The sequence below is a fragment of the Streptococcus infantis genome (assembly GCF_047465525.1).
Classification (GTDB): domain Bacteria; phylum Bacillota; class Bacilli; order Lactobacillales; family Streptococcaceae; genus Streptococcus; species Streptococcus infantis_R.
On sequence record NZ_JASGZS010000016.1, the window covers coordinates 17,728 to 36,538 of the forward strand.

Annotated in this window: 17 protein-coding genes and 1 pseudogene; 15 read left to right on the forward strand and 3 right to left on the reverse strand. The window is 39.6% G+C overall.

The features are described from left to right. Positions 1 to 89: 89 nt before the first annotated feature. The gene (locus QM374_RS06980) at positions 90 to 995 is read right to left on the reverse strand and encodes an alpha/beta fold hydrolase (RefSeq protein ID WP_414311285.1); all 906 of its coding nucleotides are present in this window, start codon (positions 993 to 995) and stop codon (positions 90 to 92) included. A gap of 327 nt (positions 996 to 1,322) precedes the next feature. Here QM374_RS06980 and QM374_RS06985 point away from each other — a divergent pair, with 327 nt between their 5' ends. The 7 genes from QM374_RS06985 to QM374_RS07015 all read left to right on the forward strand — a co-directional run bounded on the left by QM374_RS06985 (position 1,323) and on the right by QM374_RS07015 (position 9,766). Next, on the forward strand, positions 1,323 to 2,216 hold the full coding sequence (locus QM374_RS06985) for an ABC transporter ATP-binding protein (protein ID WP_414311305.1): 894 nt from the start codon (positions 1,323 to 1,325) through the stop codon (positions 2,214 to 2,216). Continuing rightward, complete coding sequence (locus QM374_RS06990) at positions 2,213 to 3,412, forward strand: ABC transporter permease (RefSeq protein WP_414311286.1); 1,200 nt, start codon at positions 2,213 to 2,215, stop codon at positions 3,410 to 3,412. The genes QM374_RS06985 and QM374_RS06990 overlap by 4 nt, the downstream gene beginning before the upstream one ends. Before the next feature lie 292 nt (positions 3,413 to 3,704). After that, positions 3,705 to 4,280, forward strand: coding sequence for a DNA-directed RNA polymerase subunit delta (gene rpoE, locus QM374_RS06995; RefSeq protein WP_075232134.1), 576 nt, complete (start codon positions 3,705 to 3,707; stop codon positions 4,278 to 4,280). Between the two features lie 329 nt (positions 4,281 to 4,609). Further along, on the forward strand, positions 4,610 to 6,217 hold the full coding sequence (locus tag QM374_RS07000; protein ID WP_414311287.1) for a CTP synthase: 1,608 nt from the start codon (positions 4,610 to 4,612) through the stop codon (positions 6,215 to 6,217). A gap of 118 nt (positions 6,218 to 6,335) precedes the next feature. Continuing rightward, positions 6,336 to 7,469, forward strand: coding sequence for an N-acetylmuramoyl-L-alanine amidase family protein (locus QM374_RS07005; RefSeq protein WP_414311288.1), 1,134 nt, complete (start codon positions 6,336 to 6,338; stop codon positions 7,467 to 7,469). Positions 7,470 to 7,572: 103 nt separating this feature from the next. Beyond that, positions 7,573 to 8,526 (forward strand): class I SAM-dependent methyltransferase, encoded by a 954-nt coding sequence (locus QM374_RS07010; RefSeq protein WP_414311289.1) that lies wholly within the window; start codon positions 7,573 to 7,575, stop codon positions 8,524 to 8,526. 49 nt (positions 8,527 to 8,575) lie between these two features. Further along, on the forward strand, positions 8,576 to 9,766 hold the full coding sequence (locus tag QM374_RS07015; RefSeq protein WP_414311290.1) for an acetate kinase: 1,191 nt from the start codon (positions 8,576 to 8,578) through the stop codon (positions 9,764 to 9,766). A gap of 56 nt (positions 9,767 to 9,822) precedes the next feature. Here the strand turns inward: QM374_RS07015 and birA are convergent, their stop codons facing one another. Further along, entirely contained in the window at positions 9,823 to 10,758 is a 936-nt protein-coding gene (birA, locus tag QM374_RS07020; RefSeq protein WP_414311291.1) for a bifunctional biotin--[acetyl-CoA-carboxylase] ligase/biotin operon repressor BirA, read from the reverse strand. A gap of 210 nt (positions 10,759 to 10,968) precedes the next feature. Between birA and QM374_RS07025 the strand changes: the two genes are divergently transcribed. The 8 genes and pseudogenes from QM374_RS07025 to QM374_RS07060 all read left to right on the forward strand — a co-directional run. Continuing rightward, positions 10,969 to 12,159, forward strand: a complete 1,191-nt coding sequence (locus tag QM374_RS07025) for an O-antigen ligase family protein (protein WP_414311292.1) — start codon at positions 10,969 to 10,971, stop codon at positions 12,157 to 12,159. Positions 12,160 to 12,477: 318 nt separating this feature from the next. Then, a complete protein-coding gene (locus QM374_RS07030; protein WP_414311293.1) occupies positions 12,478 to 13,239 on the forward strand; it encodes an IS110 family transposase in 762 nt (253 codons plus the stop codon). Continuing rightward, complete coding sequence (locus QM374_RS07035) at positions 13,202 to 13,645, forward strand: transposase (RefSeq protein WP_414311294.1); 444 nt, start codon at positions 13,202 to 13,204, stop codon at positions 13,643 to 13,645. The genes QM374_RS07030 and QM374_RS07035 overlap by 38 nt, the downstream gene beginning before the upstream one ends. Positions 13,646 to 14,169: 524 nt before the next feature. Continuing rightward, positions 14,170 to 15,261, forward strand: coding sequence for an ABC transporter permease (locus QM374_RS07040; protein WP_414311295.1), 1,092 nt, complete (start codon positions 14,170 to 14,172; stop codon positions 15,259 to 15,261). Further along, a complete protein-coding gene (locus QM374_RS07045; RefSeq protein WP_414311296.1) occupies positions 15,251 to 15,940 on the forward strand; it encodes an ABC transporter ATP-binding protein in 690 nt (229 codons plus the stop codon). The genes QM374_RS07040 and QM374_RS07045 overlap by 11 nt, the downstream gene beginning before the upstream one ends. Before the next feature lie 38 nt (positions 15,941 to 15,978). Next, positions 15,979 to 16,662: a response regulator transcription factor gene (locus QM374_RS07050; RefSeq protein WP_048710758.1), complete on the forward strand. Its 684-nt coding sequence runs from the start codon at positions 15,979 to 15,981 to the stop codon at positions 16,660 to 16,662. Further along, a complete protein-coding gene (locus QM374_RS07055) occupies positions 16,655 to 17,704 on the forward strand; it encodes an ATP-binding protein (RefSeq protein WP_414311297.1) in 1,050 nt (349 codons plus the stop codon). Before QM374_RS07050 ends, QM374_RS07055 begins: the two co-directional genes overlap by 8 nt. A 206-nt stretch (positions 17,705 to 17,910) precedes the next feature. Beyond that, a pseudogene (locus tag QM374_RS07060) lies at positions 17,911 to 17,991 on the forward strand (IS200/IS605 family transposase); the annotation flags it as partial. 146 nt (positions 17,992 to 18,137) lie between these two features. Here the strand turns inward: QM374_RS07060 and QM374_RS07065 are convergent. Beyond that, complete coding sequence (locus tag QM374_RS07065; RefSeq protein ID WP_414311298.1) at positions 18,138 to 18,686, reverse strand: NADPH-dependent FMN reductase; 549 nt, start codon at positions 18,684 to 18,686, stop codon at positions 18,138 to 18,140. Positions 18,687 to 18,811 lie beyond the last annotated feature (125 nt).

Genomic DNA, 18,811 nt, shown 5'->3' on the forward strand with positions numbered 1-18,811 from the left:
TTTTAGTAGAAAAAATCATCAAGCTTTAGCCTGATGATTGAATCAAATTGACGGGGAAACAACTCCTTTTTAATACTGTTACAAGATGATCAGACATCGATGTTTTTTGTCATCCAATCAGCTATGAAGTGATAGGTATCGTTTCGATTATTCTCGTTTAGAATTTCGTGACGAGCCTCTTCAACTAATCGGAGGCTTACTTTCGAATGTGAAGCCTTTAGGAGTTTTACAAATCTTTCTATACCTTTACCATTTTCGCCTAGAGGGTCTTCTTGTCCCGAAATCACAAGAATTGGGAGTTGGGTTGGAATCTCTTCGATCACTTGTTTACTCGCTACTTGGTTAGAAAAGTAAAAAATAGATCTGTACATAGGAATAGTAGGTATGAATTGACAGAATGGATCCTTCAGATAAGCTTGGTTGGATTCTTCATTTTTTGAGAGCCAATCGACAGATGTTTTAGGATTCTTAATAGTTCGATTAAAGCTATCAGTTGATAGATAAGTCAAGAGTTTACTGCGGTGTTTATTCCCTTTTATAAGTCGGATGCATTCTGTTAGTATGAGAGCGAATCGAGTCAGAAATTGAGGCTGTTGACCAGTCGCCATGATAATCAAGGCATTGATAGGTGGTTTTCGTTTAGCTACATAATAGCGACACATAAGAGAACCCATAGAATGCCCTAGAAGGACGATTGGAAGTCCTGGATAGCTTTCTTGAATAAAAGAGGTCACTCTTTCAATATCATCGATGAGTTCCTCGGGAGATTCAGGAAAGACTCCGAGTTGACTTGGATTTTGAGCAGTATAGCCGTGGCCGAGATGATCATGGCCGATAACAGTAAAGCCTTTGTTATTCATGGCTAGAGCAAATTCTTCATATCGTTCTACGTATTCTACCATGCCATGTACAAGCTGAAGAATGGCTTTTGGTTGTTCAGCTTCCCAAATGATTAAGTTATTGTTGTTTGGTTCGAGTTTAAGTCTTTTTTTCATATCAGATTCCTTGCTTATGATAATCTATAGTCTATCAAAAATATACCATAAAATACCATGATAAGCTAGGCAGAATGATGAAGATTAGTAGTAACAATTCAGGACTGAAAATGAACATTTGAGGATATAGACAACGGATTTATCAAGAAATGAGTATAATAAATTTATCACTTAAAATCTGGAGGACTAAAATGCTTGGTGATGAGCCAATAAAGTCCTTATCCAGTAAATATCCTTCTTGAAATCAAGATTTAAAAATGTACATAAATCATTGTAAATGCTATCAAAAAGGAGTATAATGAGTGCAATAAATTTCGGAGGTGGATGATGCTCGAAGTAAGAAATCTAGAGAAAAGTTTTGGGCCTAAGCAAGTTTTGTTTGGTGTTTACTTTCAAGCAAGACCAGGGCGTATTTTAGGGCTGGTTGGTAAAAATGGAGCTGGGAAAACAACTATTTTTCACAGTATTTTGAAATTTTTAGACTATCAAGGGGAGATTGAGCTTGATGGTCAAGACATTCGTCAGGAGACCTATGCTCGCATTGGTTATCTCCCTGAAGAACGCAGTCTTATGCCTAAATTGACAGTCCTTGAACAAGTTCGTTACTTGGCGACCCTAAAAGGCATGGACTCTAAGGAAATCAAAGAAAAACTCCCTCAATGGATGGAAAAACTGGAAGTCAAGGGGAAACTGACGGATAAGATCAAAAGTCTCTCAAAAGGAAATCAACAGAAGATTCAGTTGATTATCACTTTGATTCATGAACCAGATTTGATTATCCTAGATGAGCCTTTTAGTGGCTTGGATCCAGTTAATACCGAACTTCTTAAGCGGGTTATCTTGAAAGAAAAAGAACGTGGCGCGACCATTATCTTTTCTGACCATGTCATGACCAATGTCGAAGAACTTTGTGATGATATCCTCATGATTCGTGATGGGCGTGTGGTCTTGCATGGACCGGTTCAAGAGGTCCGCAATCAATACGGCAAAACACGACTTTTTGTTTCAAGTGACCGAAGCAAGGAAGAACTGGAGAGCCTTCCTCATGTCAAACAGGTTAGCTTGACCAAGCAAGGTAGCTGGAAGTTGATCTTGGATGATGAAAGTGCAGGTAGAGAGCTCTTCCCAATATTGACTCAAGGTCAATATATCGCGACTTTTGATCAACAAGCTCCAACAATCGATGAAATCTTTAAATTAGAATCAGGGGTGGAAGTATGAGAAATATGTGGGTTGTAATCAAAGAAACCTATCTAAGACATGTCAAGTCTTGGAGTTTCTTCTTTATGGTGATTTCGCCTTTCCTCTTTTTAGGTCTATCTGGAGGAATTAGTGTTCTCCAAGGTTCTTCCTTGGCTCAAAATAGTAAGGTAGCAGTAGTTAGTTCTGTTCCTCTTGTTACAGAAGAACTTAAATCGACCAATGGTCTTAACTTTGACTATAAGGATGAAGCGAGTGCCCAAGCTGCTATCAAGGATGAGAAAATAAAAGGCTATCTAACCATTGACCAGGAGAACAGTGTCCTCAAGGCAGTCTATCATGGTGAAACTTCACTAGAGAGTGGCATTAAGTTAGCAGTGACTGCTAAGTTGAATGAACTTCAATCCCAACTCAACCGTTCAGAAGCAAATTTGTCTCAGGAACAGGAAAAACGCTTGGCTCAAACAATTCAATTCACAGAACAGATTGATGAAGCCAAGGAAAATAAAAAGATGGTCCAAACCTTTGCGGCTGCAGGACTAGGTTTCTTCCTCTATATGATTTTGATTACTTATGCTAGTGTCACTGCTCAAGAGGTAGCTAGTGAAAAAGGAACTAAAATCATGGAAGTGGTCTTCTCAAGCATTCGTGCTAGCCATTATTTCTACGCACGCATGATTGCCTTACTTCTTGTTATTTTGACTCATATTGGTATTTATGTTGTAGGTGGACTTGGAGCTATTTTCTTCTTTAAGGATATGCCTATCTTGGCTAATTCAGGTATTTTAAATCACTTGGGAGAAGCCTTTTCGATCAATACCTTGTTGTTTGTCTTGGTTAGTCTCTTTATGTATGTGGTCTTGGCTGCCTTCTTAGGTTCTATGGTTTCTCGACCAGAAGATTCTGGTAAGGCCTTATCGCCTTTGATGCTTTTGATTATGGTAGGTTTTATTGGAGTAACTGTCTTAGGAACTTCTGGTGATAATTTAATCTTGAAAATCGGTTCTTACATTCCATTCGTTTCAACCTTCTTTATGCCTTTCAGAGCTATCAATGGTTACGCAAATGGACTAGAGGCTTGGATTTCGCTTGCTATAACGGTGATTTTTGCAGTTACTGCAACAGCCTTTATCGGACGCATGTATGCTAGTTTGGTCCTTCAAACAGATGATTTGGGGATCTGGAAAACCTTTAAACGAGCTTTAAGTTATAAATAAAGTATCTGACCTGTGAGTGTATCTCCCAGGTCTTTTATACTCTTCGAAAATCTCTTCAAACCACGTCAGCTTCCATCTGCAACCTCAAAACAGTGTTTTGAGCAGCCTGTGGCTAGCTTCCTAGTTTGCTCTTTGATTTTCATTGAGTATTAATTAGCTGAAATATTTCACATTTATTTCTCCTAAACCTTTGACTATTAGGCAAAATTATCGTACAATAAAGAGTACATGATAAAATGAGATCAGAGTTTATCCACTCTGGCGTTAGTAGTAAAAAATGAGGAGAAACGCTTTGGAATTAGAAGTATTTGCTGGGCAAGAAAAAAGTGAACTATCTATGATTGAGGTGGCTCGTGCCATCTTGGAACTCCGTGGTCGTGATCACGAAATGCATTTTAGTGATTTGGTTAATGAAATCCAAAACTATCTCGGTACATCTAATAGCGATATTCGTGAAGCTTTGCCTTTGTTCTACACAGAGTTGAACTTTGACGGTAGCTTTATCTCCCTTGGAGATAACAAATGGGGGCTTCGTTCATGGTATGGAGTCGATGAAATCGATGAGGAAATCATTGCTCTTGAAGAAAGTGATGATGAAGAAGTAACACCTAAGGCTAAGAAAAAACGTGTCAACGCCTTTATGGATGGTGATGCAGATGCTATTGATTACAGTGCAGATGATCCAGAAGATGAGGATGCATACGAAGAAGATCCAGCTCTTTCTTATGATGATGAAAATCCAGATGATGAGAAAAATGAAGTGGAAGCCTACGATGCTGAAATCAATGAAATCGCCCCAGATGATCTAGATGAAGAAGTCGATCTTAATGAAGAGGACGACGAAGACTCTGAAGAAGAGGAAGAATAAAAACAAAAAGGTGCTGGAACAGGTATCGGTCGCTTAAGTCGCGATTTCCTAGATCCAGCCTCTTTTTTAGTTTGAATGAGTTATGCAAGATGGAATGCCAAGTCAACGATTTGTTCTATTTGACAAATGCTTCATTTTGAGGTAATATATTGTTCGGGCACCTCTTTTAGAGGTCGGAGCTCCCTAGTTATTAGGGAGCTATTTTTGTTTTTTCCAGGAAGCTTTTCTTCTTGGGGTGTAGTTATTGATGAAGGTCTTGTTTTCTTAATCCCCTGTTAGTAAACAAGACCTTGAGCATTTTAGCTTGAGCATTTTAGAAAGAGGAATCTATGTCTACGAAATATATTTTTGTAACTGGTGGTGTGGTATCGTCTATTGGGAAAGGGATTGTGGCAGCGAGTCTGGGCCGTCTCTTGAAAAATCGTGGTTTCAAAGTAACCATTCAAAAATTTGACCCTTATATCAATATCGATCCGGGAACCATGAGTCCTTACCAGCACGGGGAAGTCTTTGTGACAGATGATGGGGCTGAGACAGATTTGGACTTGGGTCACTATGAACGTTTCATCGATATCAATCTTAACAAATATTCCAACGTGACAACTGGTAAAATTTACAGTGAAGTTCTTCGTAAAGAACGCCGTGGAGAATACCTTGGGGCAACTGTTCAAGTCATTCCTCATATCACAGATGCTTTGAAAGAAAAAATCAAGCGTGCAGCTCTAACGACTGACTCTGATGTCATTATCACAGAGGTCGGTGGAACTGTTGGAGATATCGAGTCCTTGCCATTCCTAGAGGCCCTCCGTCAGATGAAGGCAGATGTGGGTGCAGATAACGTTATGTACATCCATACAACCTTGCTTCCATATCTCAAGGCAGCTGGTGAAATGAAAACCAAACCAACTCAACACTCTGTCAAAGAATTACGCGGTTTGGGAATTCAACCAAATATGTTGGTTATTCGTACAGAAGAGCCAGCAGGTCAAGGAATTAAAAACAAACTGGCTCAGTTTTGTGACGTAGCTCCAGAGGCTGTTATCGAGTCTTTAGATGTTGAACACCTTTACCAAATTCCATTGAACTTGCAGGCACAAGGTATGGACCAAATTGTCTGTGACCATTTGAAATTAGACGCACCAGCAGCGGATATGACAGAATGGTCAGCCATGGTGGACAAGGTCATGAACCTCAAGAAACAAGTCAAGATTTCCCTTGTTGGTAAGTATGTTGAGTTGCAAGATGCCTATATCTCAGTGGTTGAAGCCTTGAAACACTCTGGTTATGCTAACGACGCAGAAGTCAAGATTGATTGGGTCAATGCTAACGATGTGACAGCTGACAATGTGGCAGAACTCCTATCTGATGCTGACGGAATCATCGTGCCAGGTGGTTTTGGTCAACGCGGAACAGAAGGTAAGATTGAAGCGATTCGCTATGCGCGTGAAAATGATGTACCAATGCTGGGAGTCTGCTTGGGTATGCAGTTGACCTGTATCGAGTTTGCCCGTAATGTCTTAGGTCTTGAAGGAGCTAATTCAGCAGAGCTAAATCCTGATACCAAATACCCTATCATCGATATCATGCGTGATCAGATTGATGTTGAGGACATGGGTGGTACCCTTCGTTTGGGACTTTATCCTTCTAAGTTAAAACGTGGTTCTAAGGCAGCGGCAGCTTATCATAACAAAGAGGTGGTGCAACGCCGTCACCGTCACCGTTATGAGTTTAACAATGCTTTTCGTGAACAGTTTGAAGGAGCAGGTTTTGTCTTTTCAGGAGTGTCACCAGATAATCGTTTGGTAGAAATTGTGGAAATTCCAGAAAATAAATTCTTTGTGGCTTGTCAGTACCACCCAGAGCTTTCAAGTCGTCCAAACCGCCCAGAAGAACTCTACACTGCTTTTGTAACAGCAGCTGTCGAAAATAGTAAATAGTCATGATTAAACCTTTGAGAGTCATCTCAGAGGTTTTTCCTATATACATTTAGGATATCTCTTGCAAAAAAACAACATAGTGATATAATTAACATGGATAAAAACAGGAGGAATTCTCATGAAAAAAATTACACTATTTAGTTTGTCTTTAGCAGGTTTAGCTTTACTAGCTTTTCCTCATTCAGGAAAGGCGTTCGAGCTTGAAGAAGAGTGGGTTATTAAGGGTGGTGTTCAATATCAAGATGGCAAAATTCTCCGATTTAATAATGGCCATGAAGTAGATATCAAAGTCTTGGATTTGCCCAAAAACGAAAAAATTGAGTGGAAAGTTACTTTAAATGGTCAAGATCAGACTGTCAATTTTCTAGGTCAAGAAAAGGAAAAGTCTATGGTCGGTACAGAGGGGCGTTACCTGAATTTCTATGTACCTTATGGCTATAGAGGAGATATCAAGGTAGAAGCCAAGAGTGGAAATGAAACAAAGACCTGGTCCACTAAAGTAGTTGATGATGTGTATCATGACGGTGGAAAGAGTGGTTACTTCCGTATTGACGAATCAAACGATCAACACACCTACCTTGATGCAAAATGGGACTATCAAACCAAGACCTACACTGCTACCTTACCAGAGACTGTCAATGGTCAAAAAGTATTTGCTTGGGCAGACGACTATGAAGAATTGAAACTTCAAAAACCAGGAGTTATCAGTCATTCCTACAGGGGGGCAGGAGCCTTCAAAATACTTTATCCGATTGTAAAAGCAGAAAGCTGGCTAAAAAAGAATTACAGTGAAAAGTGGTACTATCAAAAACAAGGTCAACTAGTTAAAGATGCTTGGATCAAGGATCAGGGAAGTTGGTATTTTATGGATGATAAAGGGGTTATGTTTAATCAAACATGGCTTCATCAAGGTGGTAGCTGGTATGCCTTTAAATCATCAGGAGCTATGATTTCAGCTGATTGGTTATATGATAACGACTCTTGGTATTACCTAAAAGACTCAGGTTCCATGGCGACAGGCTGGCTTAAAGATGGTGGTACTTGGTATTATCTAAAAGACTCAGGTTCCATGGCAACAGGCTGGGTGAAAGATAAGGGCTCTTGGTATTACCTAAAAGATTCTGGTGCAATGGCAACAGGTTGGATCAAAGATAATGGTAAGTGGTACTATCTGGCTTCATCTGGTAATATGCTTAGCAATACACGCACACCAGATGGCTATTATGTAGATGCCAATGGCGTTTGGAAATAAATGTTAAACAGAGAAAGTCTACTGAGGAGGTAGATTTTCTTTTTTTTATTTTCACAATTATGAAAATCTGGAAAAAGGACATTATTTTTGGTAAGATAAGGGTATGGATTTTGAAAAAATTGAACAAGCATATACCTATTTACTAGAAAACGTCCAAATCATTCAAAATGATTTGACGACAAATTTTTACGATGCCTTGATTGAGCAAAATGGAATCTATCTGGATGGTCAGACAAATCTGGAAGATATCAAGAAAAACAATCAGGCATTAAAACGACTGGCTCTTCGAAAAGAAGAGTGGTTACGAACCTACCAATTCTTGTTAATGAAGGCAGCGCAAACAGAACCTCTCCAAGCAAATCACCAGTTTACACCAGACGCCATTGGTCACTTGATGATTTTTCTGATGGAGCAACTGTGGCCTGCTGAAAATCTAAGTTTATTAGAGTTGGGATCTGGGATGGGAATTCTGGGTGCTAGCTTCTTAACGTCCATGAACAAAAAGGTAGATTACCTTGGGATTGAACTAGATGACCTCTTGATAGATTTAGCTGCAAGTATGGCTGAAGTTATGGATCTGCAAATGGGCTTTGTCCAAGGAGATGCAGTACGTCCACAAGTATTAAAAGAAAGTGATATTATCGTGAGCGACCTCCCAATTGGCTACTACCCAGACGATCAGATCGCCTCACGTTACCAAGTGGCAGCAAAGGATGAACATACTTACGCTCATCATCTATTAATGGAGCAATCTCTCAAGTATCTGAAGACGGGAGGTTATGCTATTTTCCTTGCTCCAACAGATCTTTTGACGAGTCCTCAGAGTGATCTCTTGAAATCCTGGCTGACTGATCAAGCTCAACTAGTCGCTATCCTAGCTTTACCAGAGGATCTATTCGCTCAAGGAGCCCAGTCTAAGACCATTTTTGTTTTGCAAAAGAAGGTGGGAGAAGGGACAGAGCCCTTTGTTTATCCACTTACTAGCCTTCGGGATCCTGAAATTTTGTTGGAATTTAAGGAAAATTTTCAAAATTGGTGTCAAGAACATGAAATCTAGTATAAATTTTGATATAATAGTTGAAAACGCTTAAAAAAGGGGAAACATTATGACAAAAACCATTGCAATTAACGCTGGAAGCTCTAGCTTGAAATGGCAACTTTACCAAATGCCAGAAGAAAAAGTGCTTGCAAAAGGGTTGATTGAGCGAATTGGATTGAAAGATTCTATTTCTACAGTTAAGTTCGATGGTCGCTCAGAACAACAAGTCCTTGACATTGACAACCATACTTTGGCAGTTAAGATTTTGCTTGATGACTTGATTCGTTTTGATATTATCAAGGCTTATGATGAAATTACTGGTGTTGGACACCGTGTCGTTGCAGGTGGAGAGTACTTCAAAGAGTCTACAGTCGTGGAAGGTGATGTAATTGAAAAAGTTGAAGAGTTAGGTCTTCTTGCTCCATTGCACAATCCTGCAAATGCTGCGGGTATTCGCGCCTTCAAAGAATTATTGCCAGATATTACGAGTGTCGTTGTTTTTGATACTTCCTTCCATACAACAATGCCAGAGAAAGCTTATCGCTATCCTCTACCAACAAAATATTACACAGAAAACAAGGTTCGTAAGTACGGAGCGCACGGTACAAGCCATCAGTACGTTGCTCAAGAAGCAGCAAAACTCTTGGGTCGTCCACTTGAAGAGTTGAAGTTAATCACTTGTCACATCGGTAATGGTGCTTCTATTACAGCTGTTAAGGGTGGGAAATCTGTTGATACCTCAATGGGATTCACTCCACTTGGTGGTGTAATGATGGGAACTCGTACAGGGGATATTGACCCAGCTATCATTCCTTATTTAATGCAATATACAGAGGACTTTAACAAGCCTGAGGACATCAGTCGTATCCTCAATCGTGAGTCAGGGTTGATGGGTGTTTCAGGTAAGTCAAGTGATATGCGTGATGTAATTGCTGCTATGGAGGCAGGAGATCACGATGCTACTTTGGCTTATGAAATGTATGTTGACCGTATCCAAAAACATATTGGTCAATACCTTGCAGTCCTAAATGGAGCAGATGCTATTATTTTCACAGCAGGTATCGGTGAAAATTCTACTAATGTACGTGAAGATGTTATTTCAGGGATTTCTTGGTTCGGTTGCGATGTAGATCCAGAGAAAAATGTCTTTGGTGCAACCGGAGATATTTCGACAGATGCAGCAAGTGTACGTGTACTGGTAATTCCAACGGATGAAGAACTCGTTATCGCGCGTGACGTTGAACGTTTGAAAAAATAACAAATCAAAAAATCGACCTTCAATAAGAAAGGTCGATTTTTTTTGATCTAGTAGAACTACCATTTAGTCAACGAAACTTCGCCACTATTAAGCCCAATCTTTTCACCCTTGGCTAATTCTATCAGCAGTTGTCCTTGATCAGAGATGTCACAGGCTTTTCCTGTGATTATTTCTTGATCCTTCTTGAAGGAAATTTCTTTTCCTAAAACGATTGAGCGCTTTTTATAGAGATAGAGGAGTTCATCGGCTTCTGTTTCATAGAAACATTTCCAGATTTCAGCAATCAATTCATTGCGAGTAATGGGAGTATGTTGAGAAAATAAGCTTCCAGCTTTAGTTTGTAGATTCTTGGGAAATTCAGCGATAGAAAAGTTAATCCCGACTCCAATGATAACATCTGTAACGAGTCCAGTTTCGACGGAGGTAATGGCTTCTGTTAGAATACCAGCAATTTTTTTCTGGTTCAGATAAATATCATTGACCCACTTGATATCCACGTCGATTAAACTAAGGTTTTTGATAGCCTTGTAGATAGCTCCAGCTGTTAGAAGTGTATAGGCAGGAAGATTCTGATAAGGGAGATTGGGCTGTAGGTGAAGGGACATGTAAATCCCCCCCTTATCTGGAGAATAATAGGGACGTTGAAAACGACCGCGTCCCATAGTTTGGCTAGTGGAAAGGTAGAGTTTATCCCCTTTAGCACCAGCTTCCATAGCCTCTTTAGCATCGGTTTGGGTAGATTTTGTTGAGGGTTTAAACTGGACAGTAATGGGACTATTCGCTTCGATTTCCTGAGGCAAGATAAGGTCTCCGTCCAGAAGTTTATACCCACGATTTTTAATACTGTCAATCTCCAGCCCCTCTTGTTGGAGACGTTGGATCGCCTTCCATACGGAAGTTCGGGATAAGTTCAATCTTTCAGCTATTTTTTCTCCGCTTAGATAATCAGTCTCAGTAGCTAGTATTTTATAGACTTCTTGGTAGGATTTCATGCTAGCCCCTTTCTGGAACAATTAGATTTATTGTACCATATTTTTAAAAAGGGAGGGCGTTTTTTAGAGTAATCTTAGCCAACCATAAAATTTTACCTAGTTTTAGTTAGGAGTATAGAGGCAAAGAGGTTTTCAAATCTCTTGAAAAATGGTAAAATGTTTTAATAACTTATTTATCTGAATGTGATATTCAGAAGGAAAGGATCTGTTGTGAAATCAATAGGTGTCATCGAAAAGTTAAAAAGTTTATCGAAACAAGAAGGACTTCTTTTAGGAGTTATTCTGAGTATTTTTCTCCCTTTTTATCTTTTTGTTATTATTTTTATCTCTTACTTACTTTGGTTAGTATATACCGGGGAGATGAAGGGGATCTTGAAACGTCTGTCTCAACACCCTGTCTTGCTCTTTTTTATTGCCTATAGCACTGCAATTTCTCTTCTGGCACAAAATGTGATGGGAGTAGTTTCTTCGGTGGCCATGTTTCTGTTTGCCATCTTCTTTTACTATTATCAATCTCAATTGACTCCTAAATTTTTCAGGTTGACGATTGAAGGAATATTAGCCTTAAGTGTCTTTGCAGCAGCCTTTGCAGCCTTGGAACATTTCCAAATTGTAAAGAAATTTGATTATACCTTCCTCTCACCACGAATGCAGGTTTGGCATCAGAATCGAGCGGAGGTTGCCTTCTTTAATCCCAATTACTATGGAATTATCTGTTGTTTCTGTATCATGATTGGTTTTTATCTGATTAGCACAACGAAGTTAAGGTGGTTACGAATCTTTTCTATGATTGCCATCTTTGCTAATTTATTTGGTTTAAACTTTACGCAGAATCGTACAGCTTTTCCAGCCATTATCTTTGGAGCGATTATTTATCTCTTTACAACTATTAAGAACTGGCGTGCTTTCTGGCTTAGTGTTGGAGTTTTTGGGGTTGGTTTAGCTTTTCTATTTTCAAGTGATTTGGGTGTTCGAATGGGAACCTTAGATTCATCTATGGAAGAGCGTGTTTCTATCTGGAATGCTGGAATGGCCTTGTTTAAGCAAAATCCATTCTGGGGTGAAGGACCGCTAACCTACATGCACTCTTTCCCTCGTATTGGAGCACCTTATCATGAACATGCTCATAGTATTTACATAGATACGATTTTGAGTTATGGAGTTGTTGGTACTGTTCTCTTGGGGATTGCTTCTGCCACTCCAGTACGAATGTTGATTGATATGAGTCAAGTACCGAGTAAGCGTCCTATCCTTGGACTTTACCTCTCTTTCTTGACAGTAGTAGCTGTGCACGGAATTTTCGATTTGGCTCTCTTTTGGATTCAATCATCCTTTATTTTCCTTTTAGTGATGTGTAGTTTACCACTAAAACATAGTATGATTGATGAATTTGTTGATTAAGAAAAAGATAGTAGAAACTAACATTTTCTACTATCTTTTTTTTCAATTATGTGACTTTCAGTCCGTCTCGCTCCGTTAGGTGCGAGACAAAAAACTCTAAGCAGGCAGAGCCTGCTAACTCATGACAGAAAAAGAAGTTTAGTCTATAATGAAGCTGAACAATACAAATCCGTGGTGTTTAATAGGGCTTTTCCTAGCCTGTACAAAAAACTGGATGAACAAGAGTCATGAGATAACTCGAATATGCCTTGAGCATGAAAATATCTTACTAGTAGCCTCTTGTTCTATTGTTCAAATAGTTAACAGGAGGTTTTTATAATGAAAGTCATGATTGAAACGTGTTGTGGTATTGATGTCCACCAAAAGTCTATCGTTTGTTGTATTCTAGATGGTCCACTAGATACCAATAAGCCAAAGAAAATTCAGAAGAAATTTGGGACAACTACTGTAGCTCTTCAAAATGCCTTAGCTTGGATGGTAGAAAATCATGTCACACATGTCTTTTTTGAAAGTACTGGGCAATATTGGCTCCCTCTCTTTAATATCTTTTCAGATTCTGATCTCGTCTTAGTACTTGCCAATCCTCAACATATCAAGAATGTACCTGGTCGTAAGACAGACGTGAAGGACGCTGAATGGATCGCTCAACTCGGCCGTTGCGGACTGATTGAACCTTCCTATCTCCCCGCCCCTGAAGTGGTACAGCTTCGTTTACTGACACGTCGCATGCGTTCTTATAAGCAACGTCAAACTCAAGTTAAAAATGAAATTCACAATCTCTTACAACGAGCCAATATCAAGCTAACCAGTTATCTTTCTGATATTTTTTCTAAGACGGGGCAAGCACTTTTAAAATTATTCATTAACGGAGAAACAATTAATGTAGAATCTGTTATCCCTTGTATCCAAAAGCGAGTGAAAGCAAGTCCAGAAGAACTCGTTGAAGCGATGGAAGGAAAGTTGTCACTAGAAGACCGCTTCCTCTTAGAGCAGAGCTTAGAGGAATGTCAGATGTATCAGGAACTCATTGAAAAATTGACCGATGAGATTCAACACTACATCGAAAAGGAGTTCCCCTGAGGAAAATAGGATACTTCAAACCATTCCTGGTGTGAATGAAAACTGTGCTGGCACTATTCTAGCTGAGATTGGACCAACTGTTACAGCTTTTCCATCCGATGCACACTTAGCATCATGGGCTGGGCTCTGTCCAGAGTCTTATGAAAGTGCTGGCATTAAAAAATCCTCACACATCACGCAAGGGAATCGCTATATCAAGCAGGCTTTAACCATGTCGGGATTAATTGCAGCACATTCTAAGGATCCAGCTTTTTCTTCTTTTTACAATCGAATTTCCCAAAGAGGAAGCAAGATGAAGGCGATTATTGCTTGTGCTCATAAGATTCTCAGAATCATTTACAAACTACTCTCCACCAAGCAAACTTATCAAAAAGAAAAGGCGCTAGGACTGAGGAAACAGTTCTAACACCCAAACTAAAAAATTTTCAATTACAGTATAGCACAGGAAGTGATTTTTTGCGCTTTTTTACTGTTTTTTTCAAATAAAAAGTCCAAAGAGAAGGCTAACGATATTAATGATCGTCGCACTCAAGAATAGGACCTTAATAATCCCTACAGGGTCATTACACCCAGCAACAAAATATAGAAATGCAGTAAATGGAAGCATAAGCCAAGGGAAGAATTTAATGTACCCTAGACTCACCTCATTCGTGATTAATAGACCATGGTACCGGTCGACAGCTTGATTGCTTCTTTGTTTTTTGATTTCTTTGGTTTTCCAGAACCATGCATGGGTTGATGAGATTCTTTCTTTTTCAGTAAAAACTTTAACATTCTGTTTCCGTTCAAAAACTTGGATAAATGTATTTCTACTATACCACAATCCTAGTGATGCGGTATCTAACAAACTCTCTTTATATAAATAATGTCATATTCAGGTCATATAACGAGCGTATAATGAAAATTACCATTTGAAAAAGGAGCAAAAAGATGAAAATTGCATGGAATGAAATTAAATACCAACCTAAAAAATTTATATTAATTGAGGTCCTGATTGTGATTATGATGTTCATGGTCATTTTCCTATCGGGCCTAACAAACGGATTAGGGCGCATTATTATGGCGCAAATTGATACGTTTGGGGACGTTCATTATATTCTTTCAAAGGATTCAGAAGGAGTGATTCCTTACTCAACCCTTACAAGCGAGGAATTAACGGAGATTGAAGAACTTCATTTAGAAAACGAAACGGGACTTGTGATTCAACGTTCTACGTTTATGAAAGAGGACGAGGAAGGTTCGCAAGATGTGACATTCTTTGCGATGGATACGTACAAGAACTTAACGATTAAGACAGAAGATGGGTATGCCGCAGCTGACTTATCTGAAAACGAAGTGATTTTAGATGAATCGTATAAAGCAAAAGGCATTCATGTTGGCGACACGATTAAAGACAAGTCTTCGGAAGTAATGCTTAAAGTAGTGGCCTTTGCCAAAGACGCAAAATACGGACATAGCTCAGTGGCCTTCATCAGCTCGAAAACACTCGAAGAAATGCGTCAAAAGAAAAATCCAAACTACACTTGGCAACCACAAGCCATCATCACAAGCCAAGCGGTAACAGCCGACTTCTTATCCGAACAGTTGATGGTCTCAAACAAACAACAAATCATTAATAAAATCCCAGGATACACTGCGACGAATATGATTTTAAAAACAATGACTTGGGTATTATTAATCGCATCAGCCGCAATTCTAGGAGTATTCTTCTACATCTTAGCCTTGCAAAAATTAAAACAATTTGGTGTGTTAAAAGCCATCGGAATGTCTATGGGACAAATTACAAGAATCCAATTATCGCAAGTCGGAATTCTTTCCGTTATCGGGATTGGAATCGGACTAGGGCTTACCTTAGCGTTGACGCCATTCTTACCAGTAAGCATGCCATTTTATATGCGAGCAGAAGATAATGCCGTGATTTCTGCAAGTTTTATCGTCATCTCGATTATTTGTGGCGCGTTATCTCTATTAAAAATTAAGAAAGTGGATCCAATCGAAGTGATTGGTGGAAATGGTGAATAAGATGTCAGTGATTGAATTACAACAGATTAAAAAATCATACGCAGACGGCAATCAAATGCACGATGTGATTAAAGACTTAAGTTTAACCGTTGAACCGCAAGAATTTGTGGCTATTTTAGGTCCTTCCGGTTCAGGGAAATCAACGCTTCTTTCTATCGCAGGATTACTCTTATCTGCAGATAGTGGTGAGATTATTATCGGCGGACAAAACTTAACAAATGTAAAACAAAGTGAATGGACGAAGAAAAGATTGGAGTTGCTTGGGTTTATTTTCCAAGACCATCAATTACTTCCATATATGACAATTGGGGACCAATTAGAAGTGGTCGCTAAACTAAAAGGAGAAAAAGACGCTGCGAAACGCAAAGCAGAAGTCAAAGGCTTATTAGCAGAACTAGGCATTGAAGATTGCTACGGACAATACCCAAATCAAATGTCTGGTGGACAAAAACAACGTGCTGCGATTGCGCGTGCGTTTATCGGAAACCCACAACTCATTTTAGCGGATGAGCCAACTGCCAGCCTGGACCCAGAACGTGGTCAAGAGATTGCGCAATTGATTCAACGCGAAGTGAAATCCAAACATAAGAGTGCCATTATGGTAACGCATGACCGCTCTGTGCTTGAATATGTAGATACCGTTTATGAGATGAAGAAAGGGAAGTTAGTTCGTCTGTAGGCAGTTGTGCTATAATATTCTAGAAAGAAGGTGGAGCTATGTTTAGAATATTAGTTGCTGAAGACGATCATGCGATTCGCACCTTAATTACAACCAAGTTAAAACAAGAAAATTATACGATTTATACAGCCGAAAATGGGGAAGAAGCCCTGTCCGTCATGGAGAAGCATCAAGTGGATTTATTAATTTCCGACATTATGATGCCAGTGATGGACGGGTATTCCCTAGTAAAGGCGCTGCGAGAAACGAAACATACCTTGCCGATTTTAATGATTACGGCAAAGTCTCAGCTGGAGTCTCTGGAAGAAGCTTTTACACTCGGAGTCGATGATTATATGGTGAAACCTATTCGCTTAGAAGAGTTGGCTTTACGTGTTCGAGCGCTACTGAGAAGAGCGCAGTTGGAAACCGAGAAAGTCTTACGTTTTCCACATACGAAACTCGACTACAACGCGTTAACCTTAACGGATTTAGAGACGGATACGGTTTATCAAATTCCGAAAAAAGAGTTTTATGTGCTTTATAAATTGCTCAGCAATCCAGAGAAGATTTTCACGCGTCTGGACTTGCTGGATGATATTTGGGGGATGGAAGAAGACCTCGATGAGCGATTGGTGGATGCGTGCATTAAACGGGTTCGCCAGAAGTTTAAAGACAATCCGGACTTTGATATTGTGACGATTAGAGGATTAGGGTATAAGGGGACGGTTAAAAATGGATAAACAAAAAGAATTACAGTTCCCGCTAAGAAACTACTTTGTATTTATGTTTTGTAGTGTTTTAGTGACGACGAGTATCATTGCCCTCATGACCGTATTCGTGTTGAAACATTGGCTTCATGTAGAAGTGAGTTTTCAATCGTGGCTACTAATTTTTAGTTTTGTCATTATCGTTGTAGGAAGTCTTGCGATGTGGTACGGTTCGGTGCATTTAACACGGCCAATTTCGGAGTTAAATGAATCGGTAAAGGCGATTTCTAGAGGAGATTTCAACCGTAAGATTCCGCGTAAACCTTATCCTAACGATACTGCAAAATATCATAACGAGTTGGACCAGCTTTCTCAGCATGTGAATCAGATGGCGGAGGACTTGAAGCGGACGGATGAACATCGCTCGGCATTTATCGCCAATCTGTCGCATGAATTGAAGACGCCGATTGCTTCCCTTGTTGGGGTAAGTGATTTGTTGGCCGATGAGAAATTAGATGAAACAACTCGTAAAGAATTGACGACTATCTTGCAGTCGGAGAGTTTGCGATTAAGTCGCCTGTGCGATGGGATTGTGACACTCACGAAGATGGAGCGCGATTTTGAACCGAAGAAAAAATCGGTTCATCTGGATGAACAAATTCGGCATGCCGTGATTTTGATTACGGAGAAGTGGAAGCAAAAAGAAATTGACTTGACGTTTACGAGTCAGCTCGTTCATTGTGTGACGGATCCAGATTTAAGCATGCAAGTGTGGACGAATCTGCTTGATAATGCGGTGAAGTACTCTGGAGATAGCGTGCATTTAACGATTGATATTCAAGAAGTAGATGATACGGTTAGAGTCACGATTGCCGATAACGGAATCGGAATGAGTGAGGAAGACCAACGACATATTTTTGAGCAATTTTACCAAGTAGAAGGTTCTCATGTGCAAGAAGGGAATGGCCTAGGCCTTGCGATTGTTAAAACGATTGTAGAACGCCTCGGCGGAACCATCACAGTAGAGAGTGAACTCGGAAAAGGTAGTGTGTTCCAAGTGGTGCTACCAAAGTAAAAATTAGCTGTTTGTTTTAGGAAAAGTTGACAGTCTTCTGATAAACGCTATAATCATATTGAAGAATATTCATTGAGGGCAGAAATGTTCCTGACGCACCTCTTAGGAGGTACCTGAGATGACGAGGTTACTGAACGTCCAATGAATATAAGTAAAGAGCCTGAGAACTATTTTGTCCCAGACTCTTCACGAATATAAAAATTTGAGAACGAGTAAAGCATGATATAGCACTAGATAAATTAAGTGTGAAAGAATATGAGGATCCCTTTAGGGATAGTGGTAAGTAATACTCACGCCTCTTTAAGAGGCAAGTGACGAGTCAAGAGCAATGAAGCTTGAACAACGTGAAAGCCAGCGTCTTTAGGCGCTGGCTGGTAATTTGGGCTTATAGCCCTAGTGCAAACCACCCGTTTGACGGGTGGTTATGATTCAATTATTGAATAGCTTGAACCAAGTCTTCAGCTTGTTGTTTTAGGGAAGAAGCAACACTGTCTTCAAGGACTAATTTGCCATCTGCCCAAGCAGAATCGTTGACACGAGCTGCAGTGAATTCACCAACAACTTGTGTACGGATGAATGGCAAGAGGTCTTTGTAGATTGCAAAGAGTTGGTCATGACCAGCATTGGCTACAGATGATACTGTTACAATCTTATCTTGAAGAGCAGATGCTCCGCGTGTATCAGACAAGTCAATTGCGCGTGAAAGCCAGTCAAGCAAGTTTTTCACTGTACCAGGAATCGAGAAGTTGTAGACTGGAGAGAAGATCCAGATAGCATCAGCAGCAAGAACTGCTTCACGAGCTGCTGTTACAGCTGGAAGTGTAGGAACTTCAAGGTCTTGACTAAATAAAGGAATTGTAGAGTAGTCAAGGTAGCTGACTTCAACATTTTCAGCAAGAGCTTTTTCAGCTTCTAGAGCCATTTGGTGGTTGAAAGAACCTTTGCGAAGTGAACCAACGATAAATAATACTTTTTTAGACATAGGGAGTCTCCTTTAGATTTTAATCAGAGTTGTCTCTGTTGTTATAAACAATGTTACAACAAAAGGAAATCATTTGCAAGAAATCTGCTCAGAAAATAAAAATCTATGATAGTCAAGATTATTTT